General features: G+C 65.0%; 26 protein-coding genes. 13 read left to right on the top strand and 13 right to left on the bottom strand.

Annotation, left to right across the window (positions count from 1 at the left end; translation table 11 throughout):
- Positions 1-104 precede the first annotated feature (104 nt).
- Positions 105-386: a hypothetical protein gene (locus tag AC6LJW_RS22630; RefSeq protein WP_427986554.1), complete on the top strand. Its 282-nt coding sequence runs from the start codon at positions 105-107 to the stop codon at positions 384-386.
- 154 nt (positions 387-540) lie between these two features.
- Here AC6LJW_RS22630 and AC6LJW_RS22625 read toward each other — a convergent pair whose 3' ends face one another.
- Complete coding sequence (locus tag AC6LJW_RS22625) at positions 541-2,202, bottom strand: ABC-F family ATP-binding cassette domain-containing protein (protein ID WP_498088299.1); 1,662 nt, start codon at positions 2,200-2,202, stop codon at positions 541-543.
- A 326-nt stretch (positions 2,203-2,528) separates the two neighbouring features.
- On the bottom strand, positions 2,529-3,002 hold the full coding sequence (locus tag AC6LJW_RS22620) for an Lrp/AsnC family transcriptional regulator (protein WP_234015665.1): 474 nt from the start codon (positions 3,000-3,002) through the stop codon (positions 2,529-2,531).
- Positions 3,003-3,110: 108 nt separating this feature from the next.
- On the opposite strand from AC6LJW_RS22620, the gene AC6LJW_RS22615 reads away from it, so the two are divergent.
- A complete protein-coding gene (locus AC6LJW_RS22615) occupies positions 3,111-4,601 on the top strand; it encodes an aminotransferase class V-fold PLP-dependent enzyme (RefSeq protein ID WP_056562843.1) in 1,491 nt (496 codons plus the stop codon).
- 77 nt (positions 4,602-4,678) lie between these two features.
- On the opposite strand, the gene AC6LJW_RS22610 is transcribed toward AC6LJW_RS22615, so the two are convergent.
- Positions 4,679-5,047 carry a hypothetical protein gene (locus tag AC6LJW_RS22610; protein WP_498088298.1) on the bottom strand — a complete coding sequence of 123 codons (369 nt, stop codon included), beginning with the start codon at positions 5,045-5,047 and terminating at the stop codon, positions 4,679-4,681.
- Positions 5,048-5,080: 33 nt separating this feature from the next.
- Here AC6LJW_RS22610 and AC6LJW_RS22605 point away from each other — a divergent pair, with 33 nt between their 5' ends.
- From AC6LJW_RS22605 to AC6LJW_RS22595, 3 genes are all read left to right on the top strand, one after another.
- Complete coding sequence (locus AC6LJW_RS22605) at positions 5,081-5,617, top strand: hypothetical protein (RefSeq protein WP_498088297.1); 537 nt, start codon at positions 5,081-5,083, stop codon at positions 5,615-5,617.
- Between the two features lie 256 nt (positions 5,618-5,873).
- The gene (gene fmdA, locus AC6LJW_RS22600) at positions 5,874-7,103 is read left to right on the top strand and encodes a formamidase (RefSeq protein WP_056562834.1); all 1,230 of its coding nucleotides are present in this window, start codon (positions 5,874-5,876) and stop codon (positions 7,101-7,103) included.
- Positions 7,104-7,112: 9 nt separating this feature from the next.
- Entirely contained in the window at positions 7,113-7,445 is a 333-nt protein-coding gene (locus AC6LJW_RS22595; protein WP_498088296.1) for an FmdB family zinc ribbon protein, read from the top strand.
- A 60-nt stretch (positions 7,446-7,505) separates the two neighbouring features.
- Here the strand turns inward: AC6LJW_RS22595 and AC6LJW_RS22590 are convergent, their stop codons facing one another.
- Both AC6LJW_RS22590 and AC6LJW_RS22585 read right to left on the bottom strand, forming a co-directional pair.
- Positions 7,506-8,255 carry an ABC transporter substrate-binding protein gene (locus AC6LJW_RS22590; protein WP_427986559.1) on the bottom strand — a complete coding sequence of 250 codons (750 nt, stop codon included), beginning with the start codon at positions 8,253-8,255 and terminating at the stop codon, positions 7,506-7,508.
- Between the two features lie 81 nt (positions 8,256-8,336).
- Positions 8,337-8,762, bottom strand: coding sequence for a copper resistance protein NlpE (locus AC6LJW_RS22585; protein WP_056566734.1), 426 nt, complete (start codon positions 8,760-8,762; stop codon positions 8,337-8,339).
- Between the two features lie 255 nt (positions 8,763-9,017).
- On the opposite strand from AC6LJW_RS22585, the gene AC6LJW_RS22580 reads away from it, so the two are divergent.
- The 7 genes from AC6LJW_RS22580 to AC6LJW_RS22550 all read left to right on the top strand — a co-directional run bounded on the left by AC6LJW_RS22580 (position 9,018) and on the right by AC6LJW_RS22550 (position 13,097).
- Positions 9,018-9,497 (top strand): OsmC family protein, encoded by a 480-nt coding sequence (locus AC6LJW_RS22580; protein WP_056562825.1) that lies wholly within the window; start codon positions 9,018-9,020, stop codon positions 9,495-9,497.
- A 9-nt stretch (positions 9,498-9,506) separates the two neighbouring features.
- Positions 9,507-10,052, top strand: a complete 546-nt coding sequence (locus AC6LJW_RS22575) for a cysteine hydrolase family protein (protein ID WP_498088295.1) — start codon at positions 9,507-9,509, stop codon at positions 10,050-10,052.
- 8 nt (positions 10,053-10,060) lie between these two features.
- Positions 10,061-10,285: a DUF3820 family protein gene (locus AC6LJW_RS22570; RefSeq protein WP_056566731.1), complete on the top strand. Its 225-nt coding sequence runs from the start codon at positions 10,061-10,063 to the stop codon at positions 10,283-10,285.
- A 139-nt stretch (positions 10,286-10,424) separates the two neighbouring features.
- Positions 10,425-10,748, top strand: a complete 324-nt coding sequence (locus tag AC6LJW_RS22565; protein ID WP_498088294.1) for a hypothetical protein — start codon at positions 10,425-10,427, stop codon at positions 10,746-10,748.
- 72 nt (positions 10,749-10,820) lie between these two features.
- Positions 10,821-12,074 (top strand): Hsp70 family protein, encoded by a 1,254-nt coding sequence (locus AC6LJW_RS22560; protein WP_105239547.1) that lies wholly within the window; start codon positions 10,821-10,823, stop codon positions 12,072-12,074.
- 85 nt (positions 12,075-12,159) lie between these two features.
- A complete protein-coding gene (locus AC6LJW_RS22555) occupies positions 12,160-12,747 on the top strand; it encodes an NUDIX domain-containing protein (protein WP_056562813.1) in 588 nt (195 codons plus the stop codon).
- 17 nt (positions 12,748-12,764) lie between these two features.
- Complete coding sequence (locus tag AC6LJW_RS22550; protein ID WP_498088293.1) at positions 12,765-13,097, top strand: 2Fe-2S iron-sulfur cluster-binding protein; 333 nt, start codon at positions 12,765-12,767, stop codon at positions 13,095-13,097.
- Here the strand turns inward: AC6LJW_RS22550 and AC6LJW_RS22545 are convergent.
- The 7 genes from AC6LJW_RS22545 to AC6LJW_RS22515 all read right to left on the bottom strand — a co-directional run bounded on the left by AC6LJW_RS22545 (position 13,078) and on the right by AC6LJW_RS22515 (position 17,582).
- Entirely contained in the window at positions 13,078-13,542 is a 465-nt protein-coding gene (locus AC6LJW_RS22545; protein ID WP_498088292.1) for a hypothetical protein, read from the bottom strand. The two genes, AC6LJW_RS22550 and AC6LJW_RS22545, sit on opposite strands and share 20 nt — an antisense overlap.
- Entirely contained in the window at positions 13,499-14,194 is a 696-nt protein-coding gene (locus tag AC6LJW_RS22540; RefSeq protein WP_498088291.1) for a DUF899 domain-containing protein, read from the bottom strand. The genes AC6LJW_RS22545 and AC6LJW_RS22540 overlap by 44 nt, the downstream gene beginning before the upstream one ends.
- 79 nt (positions 14,195-14,273) lie before the next feature.
- Positions 14,274-14,723, bottom strand: coding sequence for an SRPBCC family protein (locus tag AC6LJW_RS22535; protein ID WP_427986563.1), 450 nt, complete (start codon positions 14,721-14,723; stop codon positions 14,274-14,276).
- Positions 14,624-15,061 carry an ArsR/SmtB family transcription factor gene (locus AC6LJW_RS22530; protein WP_498088290.1) on the bottom strand — a complete coding sequence of 146 codons (438 nt, stop codon included), beginning with the start codon at positions 15,059-15,061 and terminating at the stop codon, positions 14,624-14,626. Before AC6LJW_RS22530 ends, AC6LJW_RS22535 begins: the two co-directional genes overlap by 100 nt.
- Before the next feature lie 76 nt (positions 15,062-15,137).
- Positions 15,138-16,307 (bottom strand): hypothetical protein, encoded by a 1,170-nt coding sequence (locus AC6LJW_RS22525; RefSeq protein ID WP_498088289.1) that lies wholly within the window; start codon positions 16,305-16,307, stop codon positions 15,138-15,140.
- Positions 16,308-16,321: 14 nt separating this feature from the next.
- Positions 16,322-17,050, bottom strand: coding sequence for a fumarate/nitrate reduction transcriptional regulator Fnr (fnr, locus tag AC6LJW_RS22520; RefSeq protein ID WP_056324138.1), 729 nt, complete (start codon positions 17,048-17,050; stop codon positions 16,322-16,324).
- Positions 17,051-17,147: 97 nt separating this feature from the next.
- A complete protein-coding gene (locus AC6LJW_RS22515; RefSeq protein WP_056562795.1) occupies positions 17,148-17,582 on the bottom strand; it encodes a gamma-glutamylcyclotransferase family protein in 435 nt (144 codons plus the stop codon).
- Positions 17,583-17,720: 138 nt separating this feature from the next.
- Between AC6LJW_RS22515 and clpB the strand changes: the two genes are divergently transcribed.
- Positions 17,721-20,327, top strand: a complete 2,607-nt coding sequence (gene clpB, locus AC6LJW_RS22510) for an ATP-dependent chaperone ClpB (RefSeq protein ID WP_056562793.1) — start codon at positions 17,721-17,723, stop codon at positions 20,325-20,327.
- Positions 20,328-20,428: 101 nt separating this feature from the next.
- Here the strand turns inward: clpB and AC6LJW_RS22505 are convergent.
- Positions 20,429-21,979: CehA/McbA family metallohydrolase domain-containing protein (locus AC6LJW_RS22505; protein ID WP_498088287.1), on the bottom strand; the 1,551-nt coding region annotated here is incomplete at its 5' end.

The following is a 21,979-nucleotide window of genomic DNA, read 5'->3' as shown; positions in this document are numbered from 1 at the left end:
GCGATGGTCGATCCTATTCTGGCTATAGGCATCCAATCAATATCTTCATCTCGCCCCGTATTTACGAAAGTTGGCAGACTAGTTAAAGGATTTCGACTTGGCTGTTGAAGTCAATATTGATCAGAGATGGTAGTTTCAAGCCATTTTTCCGTTTTGTCTTTGTGATTGCTGGTGTCGGTGTCATTTTTCTCGATTTGAATGTATGGCACACAGGCTGGCTGCACATGATCGGGTTTGCGGTGGGCGGGATAGGGGGATTTGCCGCTCGGGCGCATCAGTTGGGTATTAAGCCGTTCGAGCCTCCTCCCTATCCAGCCGGATGGTTGAAGAATCGTAGGGCGGTCAAAGACGTCGGTGTGGGCGATCCCGATAAACCAGATCTGTAGTCAAACGTACTGCAAAGGAAGTCGCACAAGGCGACCTCGTTTCATACGCTCTCGCCTGAGCAATTCTTTTCGTACCACTCGTAGTAGCTGAATCGTTCCACTTCCAATTGAGGGTGTGGCGTCTGTTCTAACGGATCCGTCATCGGCCAATGCGTCATTCCGCAGTCACCCGCCAGCCGTGGATCTCCCAAACCATCTCATGCGTAGGCGCAATCCCCTCCAGAAACGCCTCATCATGCGACACCACCACCATCGCCCCGGGATACGCTCGCAGCGCCTCCTCCATCGCCTCCGCCGACTCAATATCCAGATGATTCGTCGGCTCATCCAGCAGTAGCAACTGCGCAGGCGTTTTCCGCCACAACGCGCACGCCAGCGCCGCCTTAAGGCGCTCCCCGCCGCTCAATGTCCCGGCGGGCGCATTGACCTGCTCTGGCCCCAGGCCCAGCAATGCCAGCCGACTGCGGAGTTCGCCTTCCGATAACGTGGCGCCCAGCGCATGCAGCGTCTCCAGCAGGGATTTATCTTCTGGAATGACGGACGCCCGCTGATCCAGCATGGCAGTCGGCACGCGGACATCGCATACGCCTTCGTGAGGAACCAACTCTCCGGCCAGCATCGACAGCAACGTACTCTTGCCACAGCCGTTCGGCCCGCGAATGGCCAAGCGGAACGGGCCCGACAGCGTCATCGTCAGCGCACACCCGTCTTCTGGAAACGGCGGTTTGGCATTTTCCAGATGCAGAACGCGGCGACCCTGCGGCACCGCAGTTTCGGGCAGGGCCAGCGCGATGCCGGCCGATTGATCGACCTGTGCGGCGGCCTGCCTTACTGCGTCGTCCAATGCGGCAACGGTGTCCTGCCGCCGCACGTTCTCACGGCCCGCATGGGCTTGGGCATTCGCCTTCTTCATACCCAGCAGGATCGGCGCCTGGTTTGCATCCCGAGCCTTGCGGTCATCGCGAGCGTTGCGTTGTTGTTGAGCGTCGTGCTGTTGGCGCAGTGCGCGCAGGGTGGTGGTGCGTTCGTTGCGGGCGTGTGCCAGGGACGCTTCGTGCGCGGCGTTCAGGCGGTCCCGATTGACGCGGTAGGCGGTGTAGTTGCCAGCATGGGCTGTGAGGGTGCCCCGATCCAATTCGACGATGCTCGACATCGCATCGAGCAGGGATCTGTCATGGCTGACGACCACCAGACCGCCGCGCCAGGCCGCAATCTGATCCATGAGCCAGCGGCGGGCGCCTGCGTCCAGGTGATTGCTGGGTTCGTCCAGCAGCAGGGCGTCGGGGTTCTGCATCAGCGCGCCGGCGAGTGCAACGCGCGTGAGTTCGCCGCCACTGGCGATTGAGGCAGGATGGTCGGGCTGCCACGTGGGTAATCCGGCGTCGGCGAGCATGCGAGTCCAATCGTCGCGAATGCGCCAATGGCCGTCGGCCAGATCGAAGTCTAACTGGCGAGTGCTGCCGGCTTCGATGTGGGACAAGGCCCGCAAAATCGGCGCAATGCCGGCGATGTCGGCCAACGTGGCGCCGGCGCTTTGCGGTTGTTCTTGAGGCACGTAGGCGATGCTGCCGTGGCGGACGATGCGGCCGGTTTGCGTGGTCAGGTCACCGTACGCCAGGCGCAGCAGCATGGACTTGCCCGCACCGTTGCGGCCGATGAGGCCATGGCGGGTGCTGCCGTCAAAGTTGTGGCTGACGTCGTTGAGCAGGATGCGTCCATCCGGCAGCGCATGGCTGACGTGACGCAGGCTGAGGAAAGGCGCCGAGGATTGCGGCTGGGGATGCGCCGGTGCGGGCGCGCGGGAAGTCTGGGCCATGTGAAGCTCTCCGGAATCGATAAGACGCGTTGCGCGCAGCGCAAGCGGTGATCTGGGGGAGGGCTTAGAGGGTCATGGCCGGACGGGTCTCCGCGATGTGGGAATGAGGTGAATTCGAACAACGCGCCGCGGGAAAGTTCCGGGGCGCATCGTGCGCAGTGTATTTCAAATGGCGGCCGATGACTGGACCACGTGATTGCCTCCAGCGGGCTGCCGGCGCCCGAAACACGACGCGATTATCGATAAGTGACCGGCAACCATTACACCGCGCCGCCTTTTCGGCGCGCAGCCGACGACAGCGCCATCGCTTCTACCGCGCAGCGTCCTCAATCTTCCAGCATCCGCAGATCCGGCGGCCGGTTCTCAATGATCGCTTCCATGCTGAAGAACCCCGTCACGGTGGACAGCTCAAAATCCGTAATCAGCTTCTGATAGAACCGGTCGTATCCCACCATGCCGCGGCAGACAACCTTGATCAGGTAGTCCCAATCGCCGCCGATGCGATAGAACTCCGTCACCTCCGGCAGGCGCTCGACGTGCTGGCGGAATCCATCGGCCCAGGCCTTGGCGTGGTGACTGGTGCGGATCATGACGAAGACGGTGAGGTCCAGGCCCAGCGCGACCAGACTGACTTCAGCACGCGTGCCGCGGATGATGCCGCAGGCGTTCAATCGTTGAAGCCTGCGCCAGCACGCGTTCTGCGACAGGCCGACCCTATCGGCAAGCTCGCGCTGCGACAGCGCGCCGTCTTTTTGCAGGCAAGAGATGATACTCAGATCAAGCTTGTCGATTTTTTCCATGGATTCGATCATATGACCCGTTTTCATGAACTTATGGCAAAAAAACGGTGATGTTTCATCAAGGCATCCATCGTATGATATTTGCGTACTTTTCGGATCCCTCTCGCCATGAATATGCCTTTCGCCGAGGCGCCCGTCCGCGTCTCGGCTTCGCCGTTGCAGCAGTTTCAAGACAGCCTGAAGACTTCCGATATCGCGGCGGCGCTTGCCGACGGGCTTATCGGCAAGGATGCCTGCATTGACGGGCCTTTCGGTTCCAAGCCTCTGGTCTATGCGGATTACGTCGCGTCGGGCAGGGCGCTGATGCAGGTGGAGCGCTTTGTGCTTGAACAGGTGCTGCCGTATTACGCCAATTCGCACACCGAGGCGTCGTTTTGCGGCGGCTTTATTACGCGGCTGCGGCGCGAGGCGCGCGCTGCCATCGGGCGTTGTTGTGGCGCCGGCGATGAGCATGCGGTGATTTTCTCGGGGTCGGGCGCGACGGCGGGTATCAACCGGCTCGTGAATCTGTTCGGCGTGAAGGCGGCAGTGGCTGCCGGTCGCAAGGTCCGGGTCATCATCGGGCCGTACGAGCATCATTCGAACATCCTGCCGTGGCGCGAATGCGGCGCTGAGATCGTCGAACTGGCAGAAAGCCCGGAAGGCGGGCCGGACCTGGCGCAGTTGGCGCAGGCGCTGCAGGCGCCGGAAAACGCGCTGGTCGTCTGCGCGCTGTCGGCGGCGTCGAACGTGACGGGCATCGTGGCGGATGTCGCCGGCATTACGCGGCTTGTGAAGGCGGCCGGCGCGAAGATGCTGTGGGACTATGCGGGCGGCGCGCCGTACCTGCCTATCCTGATGTCGCCCGCGAGCGATGCGCAGATCGACGCCATCGTGTTTTCCCCGCACAAGTTCATCGGCGGCCCGGGAGCTTCGGGCGTGCTGATCGTGCGCCGCGATGCGGTGCTGGACACGACGCCGACCTGGCCGGGCGGCGGCACGGTGAAGTTTGTGTCGCCGGTGGGCCATGATTACAGCGGCAGTCTGGAGTCGCGCGAAGAGGCGGGTACGCCAAACGTGGTGGGCGACATCCGCGCCGCGCTGGTGGTGCTGGTGAAGGAAGCGTTGGGGGCGGCATTCATGCAGGAGCGCCATGCGCACTTCGTGCAGCGCGCGCTTGCGGCCTGGAAGGGTGCGGAGCGTCTGGAACTGCTGGGTTCGCTGACGGCGAACCGCCTGCCGATCTTTTCGTTTCGGGTGCGCGATGGCAAGGGCGGATTCGTGCATCAGCAGCTGGTGACGCGCATGCTGAGCGATCGCTTCGGCATACAGGCACGCGGCGGATGCGCTTGCGCGGGGCCCTATGTGCACCGTCTGCTGGATATTGACGAGACGCAGTCGTTGCAGATGCGGCAGGCCATTCTGGACGGCCGCGAGATCGAGAAGCCGGGCTTTGTGCGGTTGAACTTCAGCGCGCTGCTGTCGGACGCGAAGGCGGATTTCATTCTGGAGTCGGTGCTCGCGCTGGCGGCAGACGCGCCGGAGTACGAGTCCCTCTATGGCTTTGATCCCAGCCGCGCGATTTTCTTTCCGCGCGATGGTCAGAAGCAGGCGGCATAAGAACGACGCCGTTGTTGACCTAGATTGCGGCCGCTCTAGCGGCTGCAATTGAAATATCTGACTTGAAGGCGGCCCTCTCAGTCCTTCATTTGCAGGCCGCAGGTCCGGATCCACGAGGCCTTCATGCCGGTGAGATCGTCGGACGCGCCCGTCAGTGTGCGCGTGACCTGATCCGAAAACTGCACGCCATTGCGGCGGCACGCCTCGAAGTCGTCGCTCAAGGCAAAGCGCGCGTCCAGCAGGTCCAGGCGGCCCTGGCATAGCTCTCGATTCAGTTCCAGGTTATTGGCGGCCTCGCGCGTGCGTTGGGCGTCCTGCGCCTGTTTGATGCGTACCAGCTCGGCATCGACGCGCGCGACACAGCCGTCGTCGGCAATTGCGGGCGCGCTGGTGCACGCGGCGATGATGAGAAGAGCGGCGAGGGACGGGCGGTGCAAGACGGCCATGCGGGAGAACCTTCGTGGAGCGCGAGGAATGGCTTGCATCATAACTGCTGGTTAAAGTTTCCCGCCCTTGCGGCCGTTAACGCCATTACAGCGTTTATCGGCCATCAGGGGGCCAGCACCATGTTCAATATCATTTCCATTGTCCTGACGATCGTTGCGGTGATCGCCTGGGCTGTGCATCGCCAGCAGAAGCGCCACAAGGCATTGTTGGCGAAGTTTCGCGAACACAATCAGCGGTTGGGCACGGCGTTTCCGGAAGACAGTGTCGACAGCGAATTGATTCTGAGCGACAAGGACAAGAAGGTCGTCATCGCGTTCGACCCGCAAAGCCAGAAACTGTGCATGGTGGATGGCGCGAAGGACCCGGGCGAAGTCCTGGACTTTTCATACATCCGCAAGTGGCAACTCAAATGGACTGAAAAGTCGGGCAGCGGAAACCTGTCGTTCCTGAACGTGCATTTCGACTTTTCCACCAACGACCTGAAGCGGCCATTGATCCGCATTCCTGTTGCTGGCAAGGGTTATGGCGACACTTGGAATAGCCGGCTGGGGATTCTTCTGCAGGGCTGAAGCGAGATCGGCGAGTCCCATACGACGCGTTGCGCGTATGGGACCCTGCCTACGGCGTAATACTCGGCGCGCTGCGCAATGCAGTTGCGGCACAGGCATCAGTCACTGTGCAAAAAGCCAGTTTACCGCTGTCTAAAACTGTCCTACCGTCCCTGACAGATCAATGGCTTTCGAAGCCTTGTTTCGCGCTTCTTTTTAGACAGCCAGCGGTCACCCCTTCTGTTTTATCAACGCTTTACGACGGAGATGAAAGAGAATGACCAATACGCTTATCAGTGTCGATCTGGAGCAATCCCCCTACGAAAACAAGCAGATCCACAACCGCTGGCATCCGGATATTCCGATGGCGGTGTGGGTGAAGCCCGGGGACGATTTCATTTTGGAAACTTATGACTGGACGGGCGGCGCGATCAAGAATGACGACAGCGCCGACGACGTGCGGGACGTGGATTTGTCGACCGTGCATTTTCTGTCCGGACCGGTAGGGGTGGAAGGTGCGGAGCCGGGTGATCTGTTGGTGGTGGACCTGCTGGATATCGGCGCCAAGCCGGACAGCCTGTGGGGGTTCAACGGATTTTTCAGCCGCAACAATGGCGGCGGCTTTCTGACCGATCATTTTCCGCACGCGCAGAAATCCATTTGGGATTTTCACGGCATGTTTACGTCGTCGCGGCACATTCCCGGCGTCAATTTCGCGGGGTTGATCCATCCGGGGCTGATCGGCTGCCTGCCGGACAGGAAGCTGCTGGACGAATGGAACCGGCGCGAGCAGGCGCTGATCGATACGAATCCGGATCGCGTGCCGCCGCTGGCCAATCCGCCCGCGCCCAAGACCGCGCATATGGGGGCGTTGCAGGGCGCCGACCGCGATCGTGCGGCGGGCGAGGGGGCGCGCACGGTTCCGCCGCGCGAGCATGGCGGCAATTGCGACATCAAGGATCTCTCGCGCGGGGCGCGGGTGTTTTTTCCGGTGTATGTGCAGGGCGGCGGGCTGTCGGTGGGCGATCTGCATTTTTCGCAGGGCGACGGCGAGATCACGTTTTGCGGCGCAATCGAGATGGCCGGTTGGGTGCACATGCGCGTGTCGCTGATCAAGGGCGGCATGGACAAGTATGCGATCCGCAATCCGATCTTCAAGCCCAGTCCGATCACGCCGGCCTATAAGGACTTTCTGATTTTCGAGGGTATTTCTGTCGACGAAGCCGGCAAGCAGCATTATCTGGACGTGAATGTGGCCTATCGGCAGGCCTGCCTGAACGCCATCGAATACCTGAAGAAGTTCGGCTATTCGGGCGCGCAGGCTTATTCGCTGCTGGGGTGCGCGCCAGTGCAGGGGCACATCAGCGGCGTGGTGGACATTCCCAATTCGTGCGCCACGCTCTGGTTGCCCACCGAGATCTTCGACTTCGATATCCAGCCGTCCGCGAGCGGGCCCGTCAAGCACATCAAGGGCGACGTCGACATGCCGCTGTCGCGCGATCTTTAGGAGGCGAAGATGCCGATGTATGACTATGCATGCGCGGATTGCGGGGAATTTGCCGCATTGCGGCCGTTGGCGCAGTGGCGGGATCCGGCCGATTGCCCGCAGTGCGGGGCGCAGTCGGGCCGCATCGTGGGCGGTGCGCCGGCGGTGTCGGCACTGTCGTCGGCCATGAACCGGGCGCACGCGGCGAACGAGCGCAGCGCCAATGAGCCGCGCAGCACGCGCGCGGGGCATGGGATGAACTGCGGGTGCTGCGGCAGTGCGCGCTCGCGGGGCCGAACGCGCACGTCGCGAGACGGCGCAAAGTCATTCGCGGGCGCAAGGCCCTGGATGATCAGCCACTAGCCCGATCGCTGCCGGCCGGGCCGCTGTTTAAAGACGCCCGGCCGCGCGGTGTTTCGGCGCCTATGCCTGCGCCGCCGCTTCCAGCGGCGCCACGGCGGCGCCCTGGATCTTGTGGCGCGTCAGCGCCTCGGCGACGAAGCCGGATTTCTTCATGGCCTCGACGTAGGCGGACAGGTACGCGCTGGCCTTGTCGCCTCGGCTTTTGGGCACGCCCATCGCCTGGCGGATCAGCATGAAGTGTCCGTCCAATAGGCGCAATCCGCCCAGACGCTGCGCGTCGGCTTCGAGCTGTTGCTTGACGCCCGCGGCGACCTCCATGTTTTCTTGCACGAAGGTGTCGACGACGGCGGGCGAGGTGGGGGCGCGGAAAATCTCGGCCTGCTTGAGTTCTCGGGTCAGGTACAAGTCATAGGCGCTGCCCTTGCCGACCACGACGCGCTGGCCGGGGCGGTCGACCTCGTCCATGCGGGCGATGGGCGAGTCCTGGCGCACCAGATAGGCGCCTTCGATGACGACATACGGCGCGGTGAAGGCGATCTGCTCGCCACGCAGCGGGTCGATCGCGAAAAAGCCCACGTCGGCCTGTTCGGCGGCGACGGCGTTGACGGATTCACCGGCGGATTTGAAGACCACGAGTTCCAGCTTCACGTCGAGCCGGCGCGCGAGTTCGGTGGCCAGGTCCACCGACACGCCGCCGGGCTGGCCGGTGGCGGGATCGGTGTTGGCGAGGATGGGATTGCCCAGGTTGATGGACGCGCGCAGCACGCCCGTCGGGGCGAAGGCAGACAGCATTTCGTGATCGGTCTTCATGGCTTCCTTGCTGGATGAGGCGCGCCGCCGGGCGCGGTTGATGCCAGAGGATAGCCCTAAAGCCGGCGGCCGCGCGATGGCTTATTGCACGCGGCGCAGCACGTAATGCGCCGCGAGCGGGCCGGTGGGACGCGTGCCGTCGCGGTAGAGCATCGTTACCTGGTTCTCGCCGACAAAGTAACGCTGGCTATCGCCCGCGGCATCCAGCCGGATCGTGCTGCCGTCGGACTCCCAGCTGAAGGTGCCCGACACGATCTCGGGCTGCGGCTGGCGGTCCAGGTACTGCGTCAGCTTTTCGTAGCGGCCATCCTTCATCAGCGTCAGGCGAGCGCGGATGCCGGGGCAGTCGGCGCAGGGCAGGGTGCCTTCGTAGCTGCCGGGCCAGTCGAGGGAGTCGCGGGAGGTGTGGTGGTCCACCGGCACGGAGCGGGCGGTGATGGGCTTTGACGGGGCGCAGCCGGCGAGCAGCGCAAGACTCAGGGTGCAGGTCAGGGTGGTTTTCATCATCATGGCGAGCTCCTGTGTGACGGACTGGCTAATTGACGGGCAGACGGACAGATGGCCAGACGCGTCTTCACGATACGGACAGTAACTGGCCCATGCTGAAACGGGATGTAAGACCAATGCGTGTCATAAACGTCCAACCGGCGGGGCTGGGCGTGCGCTAAGCTCGGCCTTCCTTGCGCGTGAGGCGGCATTGGTCGGCCGGCGCGACGACATGGCAACCAGGCAACAGGACAACCCGGCTACAGGACCCAAGGCATGAAAGGCGAACACCATTACCGCGTCACCGTCGAATGGACCGGCAATACCGGCGCCGGCACGGCCGGTTACGCGGCCTATTCCCGCGATCACGTCATTCAGGCCGCGGGCAAGCCCGACGTGCCGGGATCGTCGGACCCCGCGTTTCGTGGCGATGCTGCCCGCTGGAATCCCGAAGACATGCTGGTGGCCTCGCTGTCGGCCTGCCACAAGCTCTGGTATCTGCACCTGTGCGCGGTCGAAGGCGTGACCGTGCAGGCCTATCGGGATGAGGCCGACGGCGTCATGGTTGAAGACCGCGAACGGGGTGGCGCATTTGCTTCGGTGACACTGCGGCCCCACGTCACCATTGGCGCCGGCGACAATGCCGCGCTGGCGGAACAGCTGCACGAACGCGCGCACCATTTCTGCTTCATTGCCAATTCGGTGAATTTTCCGGTACGGTGCGAGCCGCGCATTGTGATTCAGCCAACCCCCTGACGCCATTCCATGACATCCGCCCTGATCGTGATCGACGTACAACGCGCGTTGTTCGAAACCTCGCCGCCGCCGTTCGAGGCCGCGCAGGTGCTGGCCCGCATCAACGCGCTGGCCGAGCGCGCCCGTGCCGCCGGTGCGCCGGTCATTTATGTCCAGCACGAAAGCCACGGGTCCGGCCTGGCGCACGGCGAACCCGGATGGGATCTGGATACGCGCCTTGCTCCGGCCGCGAACGACAGCCGGGTTCGCAAGACAACGCCGGATTCGTTTCTCCGCACCGATTTGGCGCAGGTGCTGGCTGACCGTGGCGTCACGCATCTCGTGGTATGCGGATACGCCACCGAGTTCTGCGTGGACACGACCGTGCGGCGTGCGGCGGGGCTGGGTCTGGCGGTCACGCTGGCGGCCGATGCGCACACCACGCACGACAAGCCGCATGCGGACGGCGGGCAAATCCGGGCGCATCACAATGCCACGCTGCCGGCCATTTCCAGCTTTGGCGTGAAGATCTCCGCCGTGCCGTCCGCCGAGCTGTTTGCGGGTGGCGCGCGCTGATGAATGTGATGGATCCCGAATTGCTGTCCCTGCTGGTGACGCGCGACATGCCCTTTGGCAAGTACAAGGGCAGGCTGATCGCCGACCTGCCGGGGCCGTATCTGGCGTGGTTCGCGCGCAAGGGCTTTCCGCCCGGCGAGCTGGGGCGCTTGCTGGCGTTGATGCATGAACTGGACCACAACGGGTTGTCGTCGCTGCTGGAGCCGTTGCGCAAAACCCGCCGCGCGTCCTAGCGGTCAGGCCGGATACCCCAGGAAACAACTGGCCCGCCCCGTGTAGCGCTTTGGCACCAAGCCCGCGCGCCGCCGGGGATACGATAAATCGGCACGCCTTGGCCCCTGGCTCGGCGTCGACTTATCAAGAGAGGTCGCCATGAACAAACACCACGTATCCGCCTTCTTGCTTGCCGCCTTGTGCGCAGTGGGCGCCGCCCAGGCCCAGAACGTCATGCCTGGCGCCGCACAGGAAATGCAGTTTCCCTCGGCCAAGGGCAGCCTGTCGCCGCCGTCGACGCTGCGCATGACGGTGACGCCCGAGGCCCCCCCACCCCCCGAGATCCGCGACACGCCGCAAAGCCAGGCCGAGTACCAGCGCTGCCGCCGGGTGTCGGACCGTGCGGCCGTGTCCAACGTGCAGATGCAGGCCGGCGTGGAGCAATGCCTGCGCGAGCTGGAGCAGCGCCGCCAGCAGCAATAGGCGCCGGAATTTGGGGCCGGAGCGAGAGCGGGTACACTTGTGCGCCGTTTTGCTCTAAGCGCCCGAATTCCCATGATTTCCACCGCCTGCGGCGTCGACTTCGGCACCTCCAATTCCACTGTCGGCTGGAGCCGTCCCGACCAACATGCGCTCCTGGCGCTCGAGGACGGCAAGACCACCTTGCCGTCGGCCATCTTCTTCCACGACGAAGACGCCGAGGTCAGCTATGGCCGCGCGGCCATCTCCGACTACCTGGCCGGTTACGACGGGCGCCTGATGCGCTCGATGAAAAGCCTGTTGGGCAGCTCGCTGATCGACGGCTCGACGGAAGTGCAGGGCCGCTCCATCCCGTTTCGCGTGCTGCTGACGCGCTTTATCGCCGAATTGAAGGCGCGCGCCGAGACGGCCGCCGGACGCGGCTTTACCCGCGCCGTGCTGGGTCGTCCGGTGTTTTTCGTGGACGACCATCCTGCGTCTGACCAGACGGCGCAGGACACGCTGGAAGAGATCGCGCGCAGCGTGGGGTTTACCGACATCGAGTTCCAGTTCGAGCCGATGGCCGCCGCTTTTCACTACGAGTCGCAGATCAGCCGCGAGGAGCTGGTGCTGGTGATCGACATCGGCGGGGGTACGTCGGACTTTTCGCTGATCCGGCTGGGCCCGGACCGCGCGGCCAAGCCGGACCGCCGCGACGACATCCTGGCGTATGGCGGCGTGCACATCGGCGGGGTGGATTTCGACAAGCAATTGAGCCTGGCGCACGTGATGCCGCTGCTGGGACTGGGCAGCCAATTGCGCAGCGGCAAGGATGTGCCGTCGACGCAATACGGCAACCTGGCCTGCTGGCACACCATCAACCAGGCTTATACGCGCAAGGCGGCCGAGCATTTTGCCTACATCCGCGCCGAGGCCGGTGATCGTCAGAAGATCGACCTGCTGCTGAACCTGGTGAAGGAGCGTGCGGGCCACTGGGTGGCGGTGCAGGTGGAAGAAGCCAAGATCGCGCTGTCCGAGGCGCCCGCCGCGCGTATCGACCTGTCGCGCGTCGCGCCGGACCTGGGCGTCGAGGTGACGCGCCCGTCATTCGACGCGAGCGTGGAGCGCTTGATCGACAAGGTCGAAACCACCGTGGGCCAATTGCTGCGAGACGCCGGCGTGTCGACGGCGGATGTGGACACCGTGTTTTTCACGGGCGGCTCCAGCCGCGTGCCGCGCCTGCGCGAAAGCGTGTCCCGGCTGGTGCCCGAGGCGCGCAGCGTGGAAGGCGACCTGTTCGGCAGCATCGGCGCGGGTCTTGCACTGGACGCCGCGCGCAAGTTCGGCTGACCGGCCGCCGGCGGCGCGATGGTAAGCTGCCAGGCGTGCCGGCAACGGCCCGCCGCCCCTTCCAGTCCCTGATCCAGACGTCCTCATGACCCGACCCGCCGATACCCATCTCGTCGAAACGCTGCTTAAAAGCGAGGCGCCGTACGACGGCAGCTTCCTGAAGATTCGCCGCGACACCGTCAGCCTGCCCAACGGCCACACGGGCATCCGCGAATACGTGGTGCACCCGGGCGCAGTGGTGGTGATTCCGCTGCTCGACGACGGCACCGTCCTGCTCGAGCGCCAGTTCCGGTATCCCATCGGCCGCGTGATGACGGAGTTTCCGGCGGGCAAGCTGGATCCGGGCGAGGACCCGCTGGTGTGCGCCAAGCGCGAATTGCTGGAGGAAACGGGCTATACCGCCCGCCAGTGGGCCCACGCGGGCGCCTTGCACCTGGCCATCGCCTACTCCACCGAAATCATTCACATCTTCTTTGCGCGCGGCCTGCGGGCCGGCGAGCGTCAGCTTGATCAGGACGAATTCCTGGACGTCATCAGCAAGCGCCCGGAGGATGTGCTTGCGGCTTGCAGCCAGGGCGAGGTTACCGACGCCAAGACGCTGACCTGCGTGCTGTGGATGCAGAACGTGCTGTCCGGCGCCTGGAAGCTGGACTGGCAGGACAACGTCGCCTGAGGGCGTGCCTGACGCCGATGTGCTCGCACCCGGTTCTTGTCCAGCCCTCGGGCCTGCGCTTTGACGCGCCGGCTGGCACGTCCGTGCTGCTGGCAGCGCAGGCGGCGGGCATCAAGCTGCCCAGTTCGTGCCGCAATGGCACCTGCCGCGCCTGCATGTGCCTGATGATCGAGGGATCGGTCGTGTACGGCATCGAATGGCCCGGCCTGTCGCGCGACGAAAAGGAAGAGGGTTGGATCCTGCCCTGCGTGGCGCAGGCGACGTCGGCGCTGGAAATCCAGGCGCCCGGCGCCGCGTTGATCGAGACGGCGCCGGCCGCCGTTCGCCCGCTTACCGGCGCCAGGCGCTGACCGCGCCAAGAGGCAACAGGGCCACGGCCATCCCCGCGGCCATCCCCATCACCATTCCGAAAAAGGGCGCGGCGCCCAGCGCCTGCGCCGTCTGGACGCCAAGGCGCGCGCCCAGCACCATGCCGATGGCCATGAGGACCAGGCAGAGCACGCGGCTTGCCAGGGGCGTGTTGCCGCCTTGCGGCCCGGGCCAGGGCATCAGCGCCGCCAGCGCCATCGCGGCAGAGCTGGCCGGCATCAGCACCACGTGCCGCCACGCCAATTGCGCCAGCGTTCCCGGCGCGCCGCATTCGCTGGCCAGCAGCGCCGCGGGTGTGCGCCACGTGTCCACCAGCAGTCCGGCGCCCATGGCCGCCAGGCAGGCCAGCCACAGGCCCGCCATGCCCGCCGAGGACGGCGGCTTAGCCGTGGCAGGCGTGGCGCGCGGCGTCGCCGTATCGGTCATGGTGGCGCACCCAGTCGCGCACGTCGAAATACGGGCCGTTCTCGTTGCGGCCCAGCGGCGCGATGTCGAGGTAGTTGTAGGCTCCCGCCAGGCGCTCCACGCCGCGTTCGAAGGCCGAGTAGGTGTGGAAGATCTCGCCGTCGGGATCACGGAAGAACGCGCTGGCTCCCGGGCGTTCCTCGACCGCGCCGTCCGCCTGCGGCACGGACGCTTCGAAGTCGAAATTGAAGTCGCTACCCGCTGACGAGTACCAGTCAAACTGCCAGCCCATGCGGGCCTGGAAGGCGGCCAGTTGGGCATACGGCGCGCGCGAGACGGCCACGACCGTCACGTCGTGGTGCCGCAGGTGCATGAGTGCGCTGTCCAGGTGGTCGGCCAGGAGCGAGCAGCCCACGCATCCGTCCTCCCAGTCCGGACTGAACATGAAGTGATAGACGATGAGCTGGCGCCTGCCGTGAAACAGGGCATCCAGGCCGTGCATGCCGTGCGCGCCTTCGAAGGTGTAGGCCTTGTCCATCCGGACCCACGGAAGCGCCATGCGGTCGCGGACCAGGGCGTCTGAAGCGTGGGTCAGTTCCTTCTCGCGCCGCAGCAGCGCCTCGCGCGCAACAGTCCATTCATGGCGGGATACGACGGGATGATCGGTTTGCATTGTGCGTCTCCTTTGCGAGCCGGGCCCTATGACCCGGGGGCAATGACAGATCGGGGGTACAGATTCAACTGCGGCAGGTTCAGGCCTTGCCGGCCAGATGATCCGCCAGCCGATCCATGGCGCCGGACCAGCCGTCCTCGTGGCCGTCTCGGGTGGCCTCGTCGACGAACGGCGTCTGCAGGAAGGCAAGCTCGGTGCCCCCGTCCGCCGAGGTGAAGTCCAACGTGATCAGTGAGGTTTCCTGCGGCGTGTCGCGCCACGCCCAGGTGAACACCAGCCGGCGATGTAGCGCGACTTCCTGGTAGCGGCCGCTGGCGTGGTGTTCCCCGCCGTCTGCGGTGATGAAGCCGACCTGATAGTCGCCGCCCACGCGCACGTCGGTCTCGGCCAGCAGCACGCGTTGCGTGCCTGCAGGGCCGAACCAGCGCATCAGCGCTTGCGGGTCGGTCCAGGCTCGCCAGACGCGTTCGACTGGGGCGTCGAAGCGTCGCTGGAGCCGCAATTCGAGGGGGGAGATTCGGTTTTCCATGGATGGATTTCCTCTTCGTGATAGAGATATCGCGCCAGCGAATCCAGCTGCCCGGTCCAGAACCGTTCGTACCGCGCCAGCCAGCCGGCGGCGGCGCGCATGGGTTCGGGAGACAGCGTGCAGCTCACCACCCGCCCGTCCTTGGCGCGCGCGATCAGGCCGGCGTCTTCCAGCACCCGCAAATGCTTCATGAAGGCGGGCAGGGACATGGCGTGAGGCCGCGCCAGCGTGCTGACCGAGGCCGAGCCCTGTTCCAGGTCCGCCAGTACCCGGCGGCGTGTGCCATCCGCCAGCGCGGAGAAGATGGCATCGAGAGCGTCATCATTTAACTTAACCATAAGGTTAAGTTTTAGGCCTACCGCAAACCCGTGTCAAGCCGGATGGCTTGGGAATTTCCCTAGGGATGAGGCGGGCTTATTTGCCGCGCGGCTTGATGATGTCGCAGGCCGCGGCAGTGCTGCTGGCCCGGGCGTCGCTGCCCAGCAGCGCCCGCACGCCGCAGATTGACCCGAACATGCGCTTGCCGTCGTGGCCGACGCCGCCGACCTCGAAGGCGGTGTGACGCAGGGGGACGGGCTTGGCGCCGCGGGTAGCCAGCACGTGTTCGTACTGGACATAGCCCGTGCCGCGCGCCAGCCGCGTGGCGCCCTGGGCTTCGGCGCCGCAGGCCTTGTCCAGCAGCCGGTGCTCGGGGTTGTTGTCCGCGCCGCCCAGCAGGTAGACCACATCGCGCGACGCGTACCGCACGAAAAGGCGGGAATCATCGGATTCGCGGGCGTAGGCGGGCAGCTTGTCGGTGCCGTACTTGTACTGGTTGTAGGTGGGGCAGATGCCGCGCTCGTACGGCGCGTAACCCTTGCCGTCCGCGCGTGGCCGCTCGTTGGTCAGGTACAGATAGGAAGACGGGTTGGCGACGACGTAGCGCATGGCCAGGCCGTCGCGGCGCAGCACCCCGTCCACGTTGTTCAGCACCGCATACCGATGCACCAGTTGCGCGCCGGCCGAATGACCGGCCAGTACGAGACCGGTAAGAGCTGGCAGGCGCTTGCGGTCGTTCAGGCTGCGCAGCAGGTCGTCCAGGACCTGAAACGAAGTGACGGGCGCAGGCCGGCCGGTGGCCTGGACGCTTTCCTGGCCGTCTTCCCAGCTGGCCTTGCGCCAGGCCGCCATACCCGAGAAACCCGAGTCGATCGACCCGGAAAACCGCGGGGCAAGAACCAGCGTGTCGCTCGCGCGCCCGGGATCGGCGGCCACCAGCGCGGCGGCGGTTTCGTAGTAGTTGTCGGCGTCGCGCTTGACGCCGTGGATGACGATGAGCACCTGCTTGATGCCGCGCAGGTCGTCCTTGGCCAGATCCCGGTTGGCGTAGACCGGCATCTTGTACCGGTGACCGGGCCGGCCCAGTTCAACGGCCTGCCAGCGCAGCGGCGCCGCGCGCTTGGGCGCGGGCGTGGCTTCGTCGTAGTCGTAGGGGTCGGGCAGCGGCGTTTGCGCGCGCGCGGCGCCGCACGCGAGCATGGCGACGACGGCAAGCGATGCCGCCAGCGCGGTGCGGGACAGGGAAGTGGCAGGCGGGCGTCGCATGGCGCGGCGACCGCTCAGCAGCTTTCGTGTCCCAGCAGTTGCTTGAGCGCGGGCAGGTCCAGGATGCGGACTTCGCGCTGGTTGATCTTGATGAGGCCGTCGCGGGCAAATCGCGAGAACAGACGGCTGACCGTTTCCAGCGTCAGGCCCAGGTAGTTGCCGATTTCTTCGCGGCTCATGCGCAGTACGAACTCGGTGGACGAATAGCCCAGCGAGGCATAGCGCTGCGACAGGTTCAAGAGGAACGCGGCCAGGCGCTGTTCCGACCGCATGGACCCCAGCGAGGCCAGCATTTGGTGCGAGCGGGTGATCTCGCGGCTCATGAGGCGGCGGAACTGCTGTTGCAGCGACGGCAGGTGCGACGCGACGCGATCGACTTCGTTCAGGCGGATGACGCAGACCTCGGAGTCTTCGAGCGCCACGGCGGCCGACACGTGCTTGCCGTCCAGCATGCCGTCCATGCCGACGATTTCGCCGGGCAGATGAAAGCCGGTGATCTGGATCTGGCCGGTGGCGTCTTCAAGCTGCGTCTTCAGGCTGCCGAAGCGCACGCCATAGACGGCGTCGAGCGGATGATCCAGCGAATAGAGCGTCTTGCCTTTTTCCACGCGGACGCGCTCTTTAACCAGTTCGTCCAGCTTTTCGACTTCGGCGGCTGCCATGCCCACGGGAACGCAGACGTGACCCAGCATGCACGTGGAACAGTGGGCGGCATCAGGGGCAATGGGGACCCGTTTTTGCATACGATGACCTTTAGAGTGCCCATTGCGCGGCGGGCGCCGGAACGGGTGTGAAGCACGAGACAGGCGTCTATTGTAGTCCGTTGTTACTACGGGTGTCTTACCGGGCGTCCTGCTTTGTTCTGGAAAGGCGGTGAGCGATCCAGTCGTCCCCCGCAATATCGACCGCCGCGGCCCGCAGCGCGGGGTCGATCGGATAGTACGCGCAGGGCAGAAGACCCGTCGCGCCGGGGCCTTCCAGGCGGGCGGAAACCGTCCGGCGTACGAAGCAGCCGGGCTTGCCGGGCTCGTATTCCTCGATCTCGTCCATCAGGGCAATCAGCGCCGGATCCACCCGGTAGACATCGCCGCGTACGCGCCGTCCGTCGTCCACGGGGATCAGGCCGGGCCAGTCGCCGAAATCGACCAGCATGCCAGGCACGCTGGCCGGTCCGACGTGGCTGGCGGCCGGCAAGCCGCGCGCCTCGGCGGCGCGGGCAAGATCGTTGATTTCGCCGGCCCGTAGGGTGCCGTACACAAAAACGTATATGCTCATTGCTCTGTTTGCTGGTGCACGTCGAAGAAAACCATGAGGGCCGCCGGGTGTTGAAATTGTCCCATCCGGCCACATATTCAGGTTATCGAGCCAGCCGGCACGGATCGGTCAGGCTCCCCACAAGCCAATACGACCATTATGCGATTCGACAAACTGACGACCAAGTTCCAACAAGCGCTGGCGGACGCGCAAAGTCTCGCCGCCCGCAACGACCATCCCTACATCGAACCCGTCCACGTGCTGTCCGCCCTGCTGTCGGATGCTGACAGCGGCGCAGGCAGTCTGCTGGCGCGTGCCGGCGTGGCGGTCAACCGCCTGGGCCCGGCGCTGGAGTCCGCCCTGAAGGGGCTGCCGCAGGTGCAGGGCGAAGACAACGTCCAGGTGGGCCGCGACCTGCAGGGCGTGCTGACCCGCACCGACAAGGAAGCCGCCCGCCGCGGCGACACCTACATCGCCAGCGAACTCTTTCTGCTTGCACTGGCCGACGACAAGGGTGAGGCCGGCCGCATCCTGCGCGATGCGGGCCTGCAGAAAAAGGCCCTTGAAGCCGCGATCGACGCCGTGCGCGGCGGCGAGAACGTCTCGGGCGCGGAAGGCGAGGCCAACCGCGAAGCCCTTTCCAAATACACGCTGGACCTGACCGAGCGCGCCCGGCAGGGCAAGCTGGATCCGGTCATCGGCCGCGACGACGAAATTCGCCGCACCATCCAGATCCTGCAGCGCCGCACCAAGAACAACCCCGTGCTGATCGGCGAACCCGGCGTCGGCAAGACCGCCATCGTCGAAGGCCTGGCGCAGCGCATCGTCAACGACGAAGTGCCGGAAAGCCTGCGCGGCAAGCGCGTGCTGTCGCTGGATCTGGCGGCGCTGCTGGCGGGCGCCAAGTTCCGCGGCGAATTCGAGGAACGCCTGAAGGCCGTGCTGAAAGAGCTGGGCCAGGACGACGGCCGCAACATCGTGTTCATCGACGAGCTGCACACCATGGTGGGCGCGGGCAAGGCCGAAGGCGCGATGGACGCGGGCAACATGCTCAAGCCGGCGCTTGCGCGCGGCGAGTTGCACTGCATTGGCGCCACCACGCTCGACGAATACCGCAAGTACATCGAGAAGGACGCGGCGCTTGAGCGGCGCTTCCAGAAGGTGCTGGTCGACGAGCCCGATGTGGAATCCACCATCGCCATCCTGCGCGGCCTGCAGGAACGCTACGAAATCCACCACGGCGTCGAGATCACCGACCCGGCCATCGTCGCGGCCGCCGAGCTGTCGCACCGCTACATTACCGACCGCTTCCTGCCCGACAAAGCCATCGACCTGATCGACGAGGCCGGTGCGCGCATCCGCATGGAGATCGACTCCAAGCCGGAAGTGATGGACAAGCTGGACCGCCGCATCATCCAGCTCAAGATCGAGCGCGAGGCCGTCAAGAAGGAAACGGACGACGCGTCCAAGCGCCGCCTGGGCGTCATCGAGGACGAGCTGCAGAAGCTGCAGCGTGAATACAACGACTTCGAGGAAATCTGGAAGGCCGAGAAGGCCGCGGTGCAAGGCACGCAAGCCATCAAGGAAGAGATCGACAGCGTGCGCGCCGAAATGGCCGAACTGCAGCGCAAGGGCCAATTCGACAAGCTGGCCGAGCTGCAGTACGGCAAGCTGCCGGACCTTGAAGCGCGCCTGAAGGCCGCCGAGGTGGGCGCCGCCGAGGCCGCCGAAAACGCCGAAGGCGACGAGTCGCGTCCGCGCCTCTTGCGCACGCGTGTCGGCGCCGAGGAAATCGCGGAAGTCGTGTCGCGCGCCACGGGCATTCCCGTGTCGAAGATGATGCAGGGCGAGCGCGAGAAGTTGCTGCACATGGAAGAGTTCCTGCACAAGCGCGTGGTGGGCCAGGACGAGGCCGTGCGCCTGGTGTCCGACGCCATCCGCCGTTCGCGTGCGGGTCTTGCGGATCCGGCCCGCCCGTATGGCTCGTTCCTGTTCCTGGGCCCCACCGGCGTGGGCAAGACCGAGCTGACGCGCGCGCTTGCCGAGTTTCTGTTCGATTCTGAGGAGCACATGATCCGCATCGACATGAGCGAGTTCATGGAGAAGCATTCGGTGGCGCGGCTGATCGGCGCGCCGCCGGGATACGTGGGCTACGAAGAGGGCGGCTACTTGACCGAGGCCGTGCGGCGCAAGCCCTACAGCGTGGTGCTGCTCGATGAAGTCGAAAAGGCGCACCCGGACGTGTTCAACGTGCTGCTGCAAGTGCTGGACGACGGCCGCCTGACCGATGGCCAGGGCCGCACGGTGGACTTCCGCAATACCGTGATCGTCATGACGTCGAACCTGGGTTCGCACCATATCCAGACGCTGGCTGGCCAGCCGTACGACGTGGTCAAGGAAGTGGTGTGGGATGAACTCAAGCAGACGCTGCGGCCTGAGTTCCTGAACCGCATCGACGAAGTCGTGGTGTTCCATGGCCTGGAAGCGCAGCACATCGAGTCCATCGCCCGCATCCAGCTTCGCCGTCTGGGCGAACGCCTGGAAAAGCAGGAGATGCGGCTGGAGGTCACGGAACCGGCGCTGGCGGAACTGGCCCGCTCCGGCTTCGATCCGGTGTTTGGCGCACGGCCCTTGAAGCGTGCGATCCAGCAGCAGATCGAGAACCCGGTGGCGCGCCTGATCCTGGAAGGTAGGTTCGGCCCGCGCGACGTGGTGCCGGTGGACTGGCAGGACGGCCAGTTCGTCTTCACCCGCACGTTGCAGTGATCGCGCTGCAATAAGCAAAATGCCCGGCATAAATCTGCCGGGCATTTTTTTTGTCCACGCCATGGCGCCGATAACCTCGGCGCCGGCGCGGGCCAGTCAGATTAGTTCGCGACCGTCACGAACACCGGGTTCGAGTAGAACCACAGGTCGTTGTAGTTGCGGGCGTTGATGGCGTTGAAGCGCGCCGCGTTGTCGGCAAAATCGACCTTGGCATCCGGCAGCGGTTCGCCCGCTGCGGTTTCGCCGGCCACGTCCACGCCCAGATTGGTGCCGCGCAAGCGCAGGTACTGGCTCTTGTCGGCGGTGATCGTGGTCGTGATGACGTTGTAGCCGTCCTCGTCCACCTTCCAGTCGGCCTTGGTGAAGCGGGCCAGCACGCGCGTCGAGGGGTTGGTGTCGACGTCGTATTCCGGGGTGCCGGACTTGGCGCGCTCGGTCACGTCGCCCACGATCAGGTCCACGTGGTTCACGGTGGGCTTGACGTAGGTGGGGTTGCCGCTTTCGATCGGGTACTCGTAGTTGTTGCGCTCGGGGCTGCGGAAGCGGATGGTGACCTGGACCTCTTCACCCTTTGCCGCCTTGAGTTCACCGCCCATGTGCACGGCGCCGGTCGCGCCCTTGGCCTGGAAATCCAGCGCGTCGATCAGGTCGCCGAAGACGCCGAACATGCGGCCGCTCTTCAGGCCGGCCACCACGGCCGCCATGTCGTCGCCGTCCTTCCAGACGTGCGTCTTGGAGTACTCGCCGGGCGCGTAGCCGCTGCTGTACAGACCCTGGCTCGTGCGGAAGTGGTAGTCCGAATCGGCCACGTTCCAGATGCGGCGGCCTTCGCCCAGCAGCGCGTCCCACGTGCCGCCCAGATGCGCGACCAGGTAGTCGGCGCCGCCATAGGTGCGGTTGGGCAGGAAGGGGGTGGTGTAGGCGGTGGCGTAGCCGCCACGGTCCGGCTCCATCTGGTTGCCGACCATGCCTTCGATGGCGAAGAAAACGTTCGGGGCCAGGTCGTTCATCTCGCGCAGCTGGCCGATGGTGTACTTGCCCGCGTAGCGCGACGGGTGGTTCAGCAGCATGTAGCTGTCGGGGTACTTGTCGCGCAGCCACTTCAGCGCGGCCAGCGAGTCGGCGTGCGTGGTGTAGGCGCGCGTTTCGCCGGACAGGCGCGAGACCAGCAGCGGGTCGAACAGGTTGGGGTCGCGGTTGGTGAACAGGTATTCGAACTCGGCCACGGCCTCCAGCGACTTGGGCGACTGCGGATCGTTGTAGCCGATGCCGATGTTCACGTGGTCATGCGTGGGCATGTCCCATTCGAACGACGAGAAGATGATCTTGCCGGCGTAGCGGCCCGCGGCCTGCGCCTGCTTGATGTAGGGCACTTCGTACTGCGCCATGCCTTGCGAGAACGGAATCGATCCGCCGGGCAGGTTGACGCCGGTATGGTCGCGGGCGGACAGGCGCAAATGGTTCGAGATGGCGGCCCAGTCCAGCTTGTAGCGGTCGAACGCCTGGTCCAGCGCGCTTTCCAGGCTGACCTGCGCGTCGTCCGACTGGAACGTGTGCACGTGCAGATCGCCCGTGGACCACGCGCCCGTCTCGACCGGCTTGGGTTGCTCTGTGGGCGGGGTGGGGTCAGTCACGACGGGCGGCGTCGGCGC

It is taken from the genome of Achromobacter sp. 1012554356 (assembly GCF_059760815.1).
Note: the sequence above shows the minus strand (reverse complement) of the source record. Positions and strands in the feature narration are given on the sequence as shown.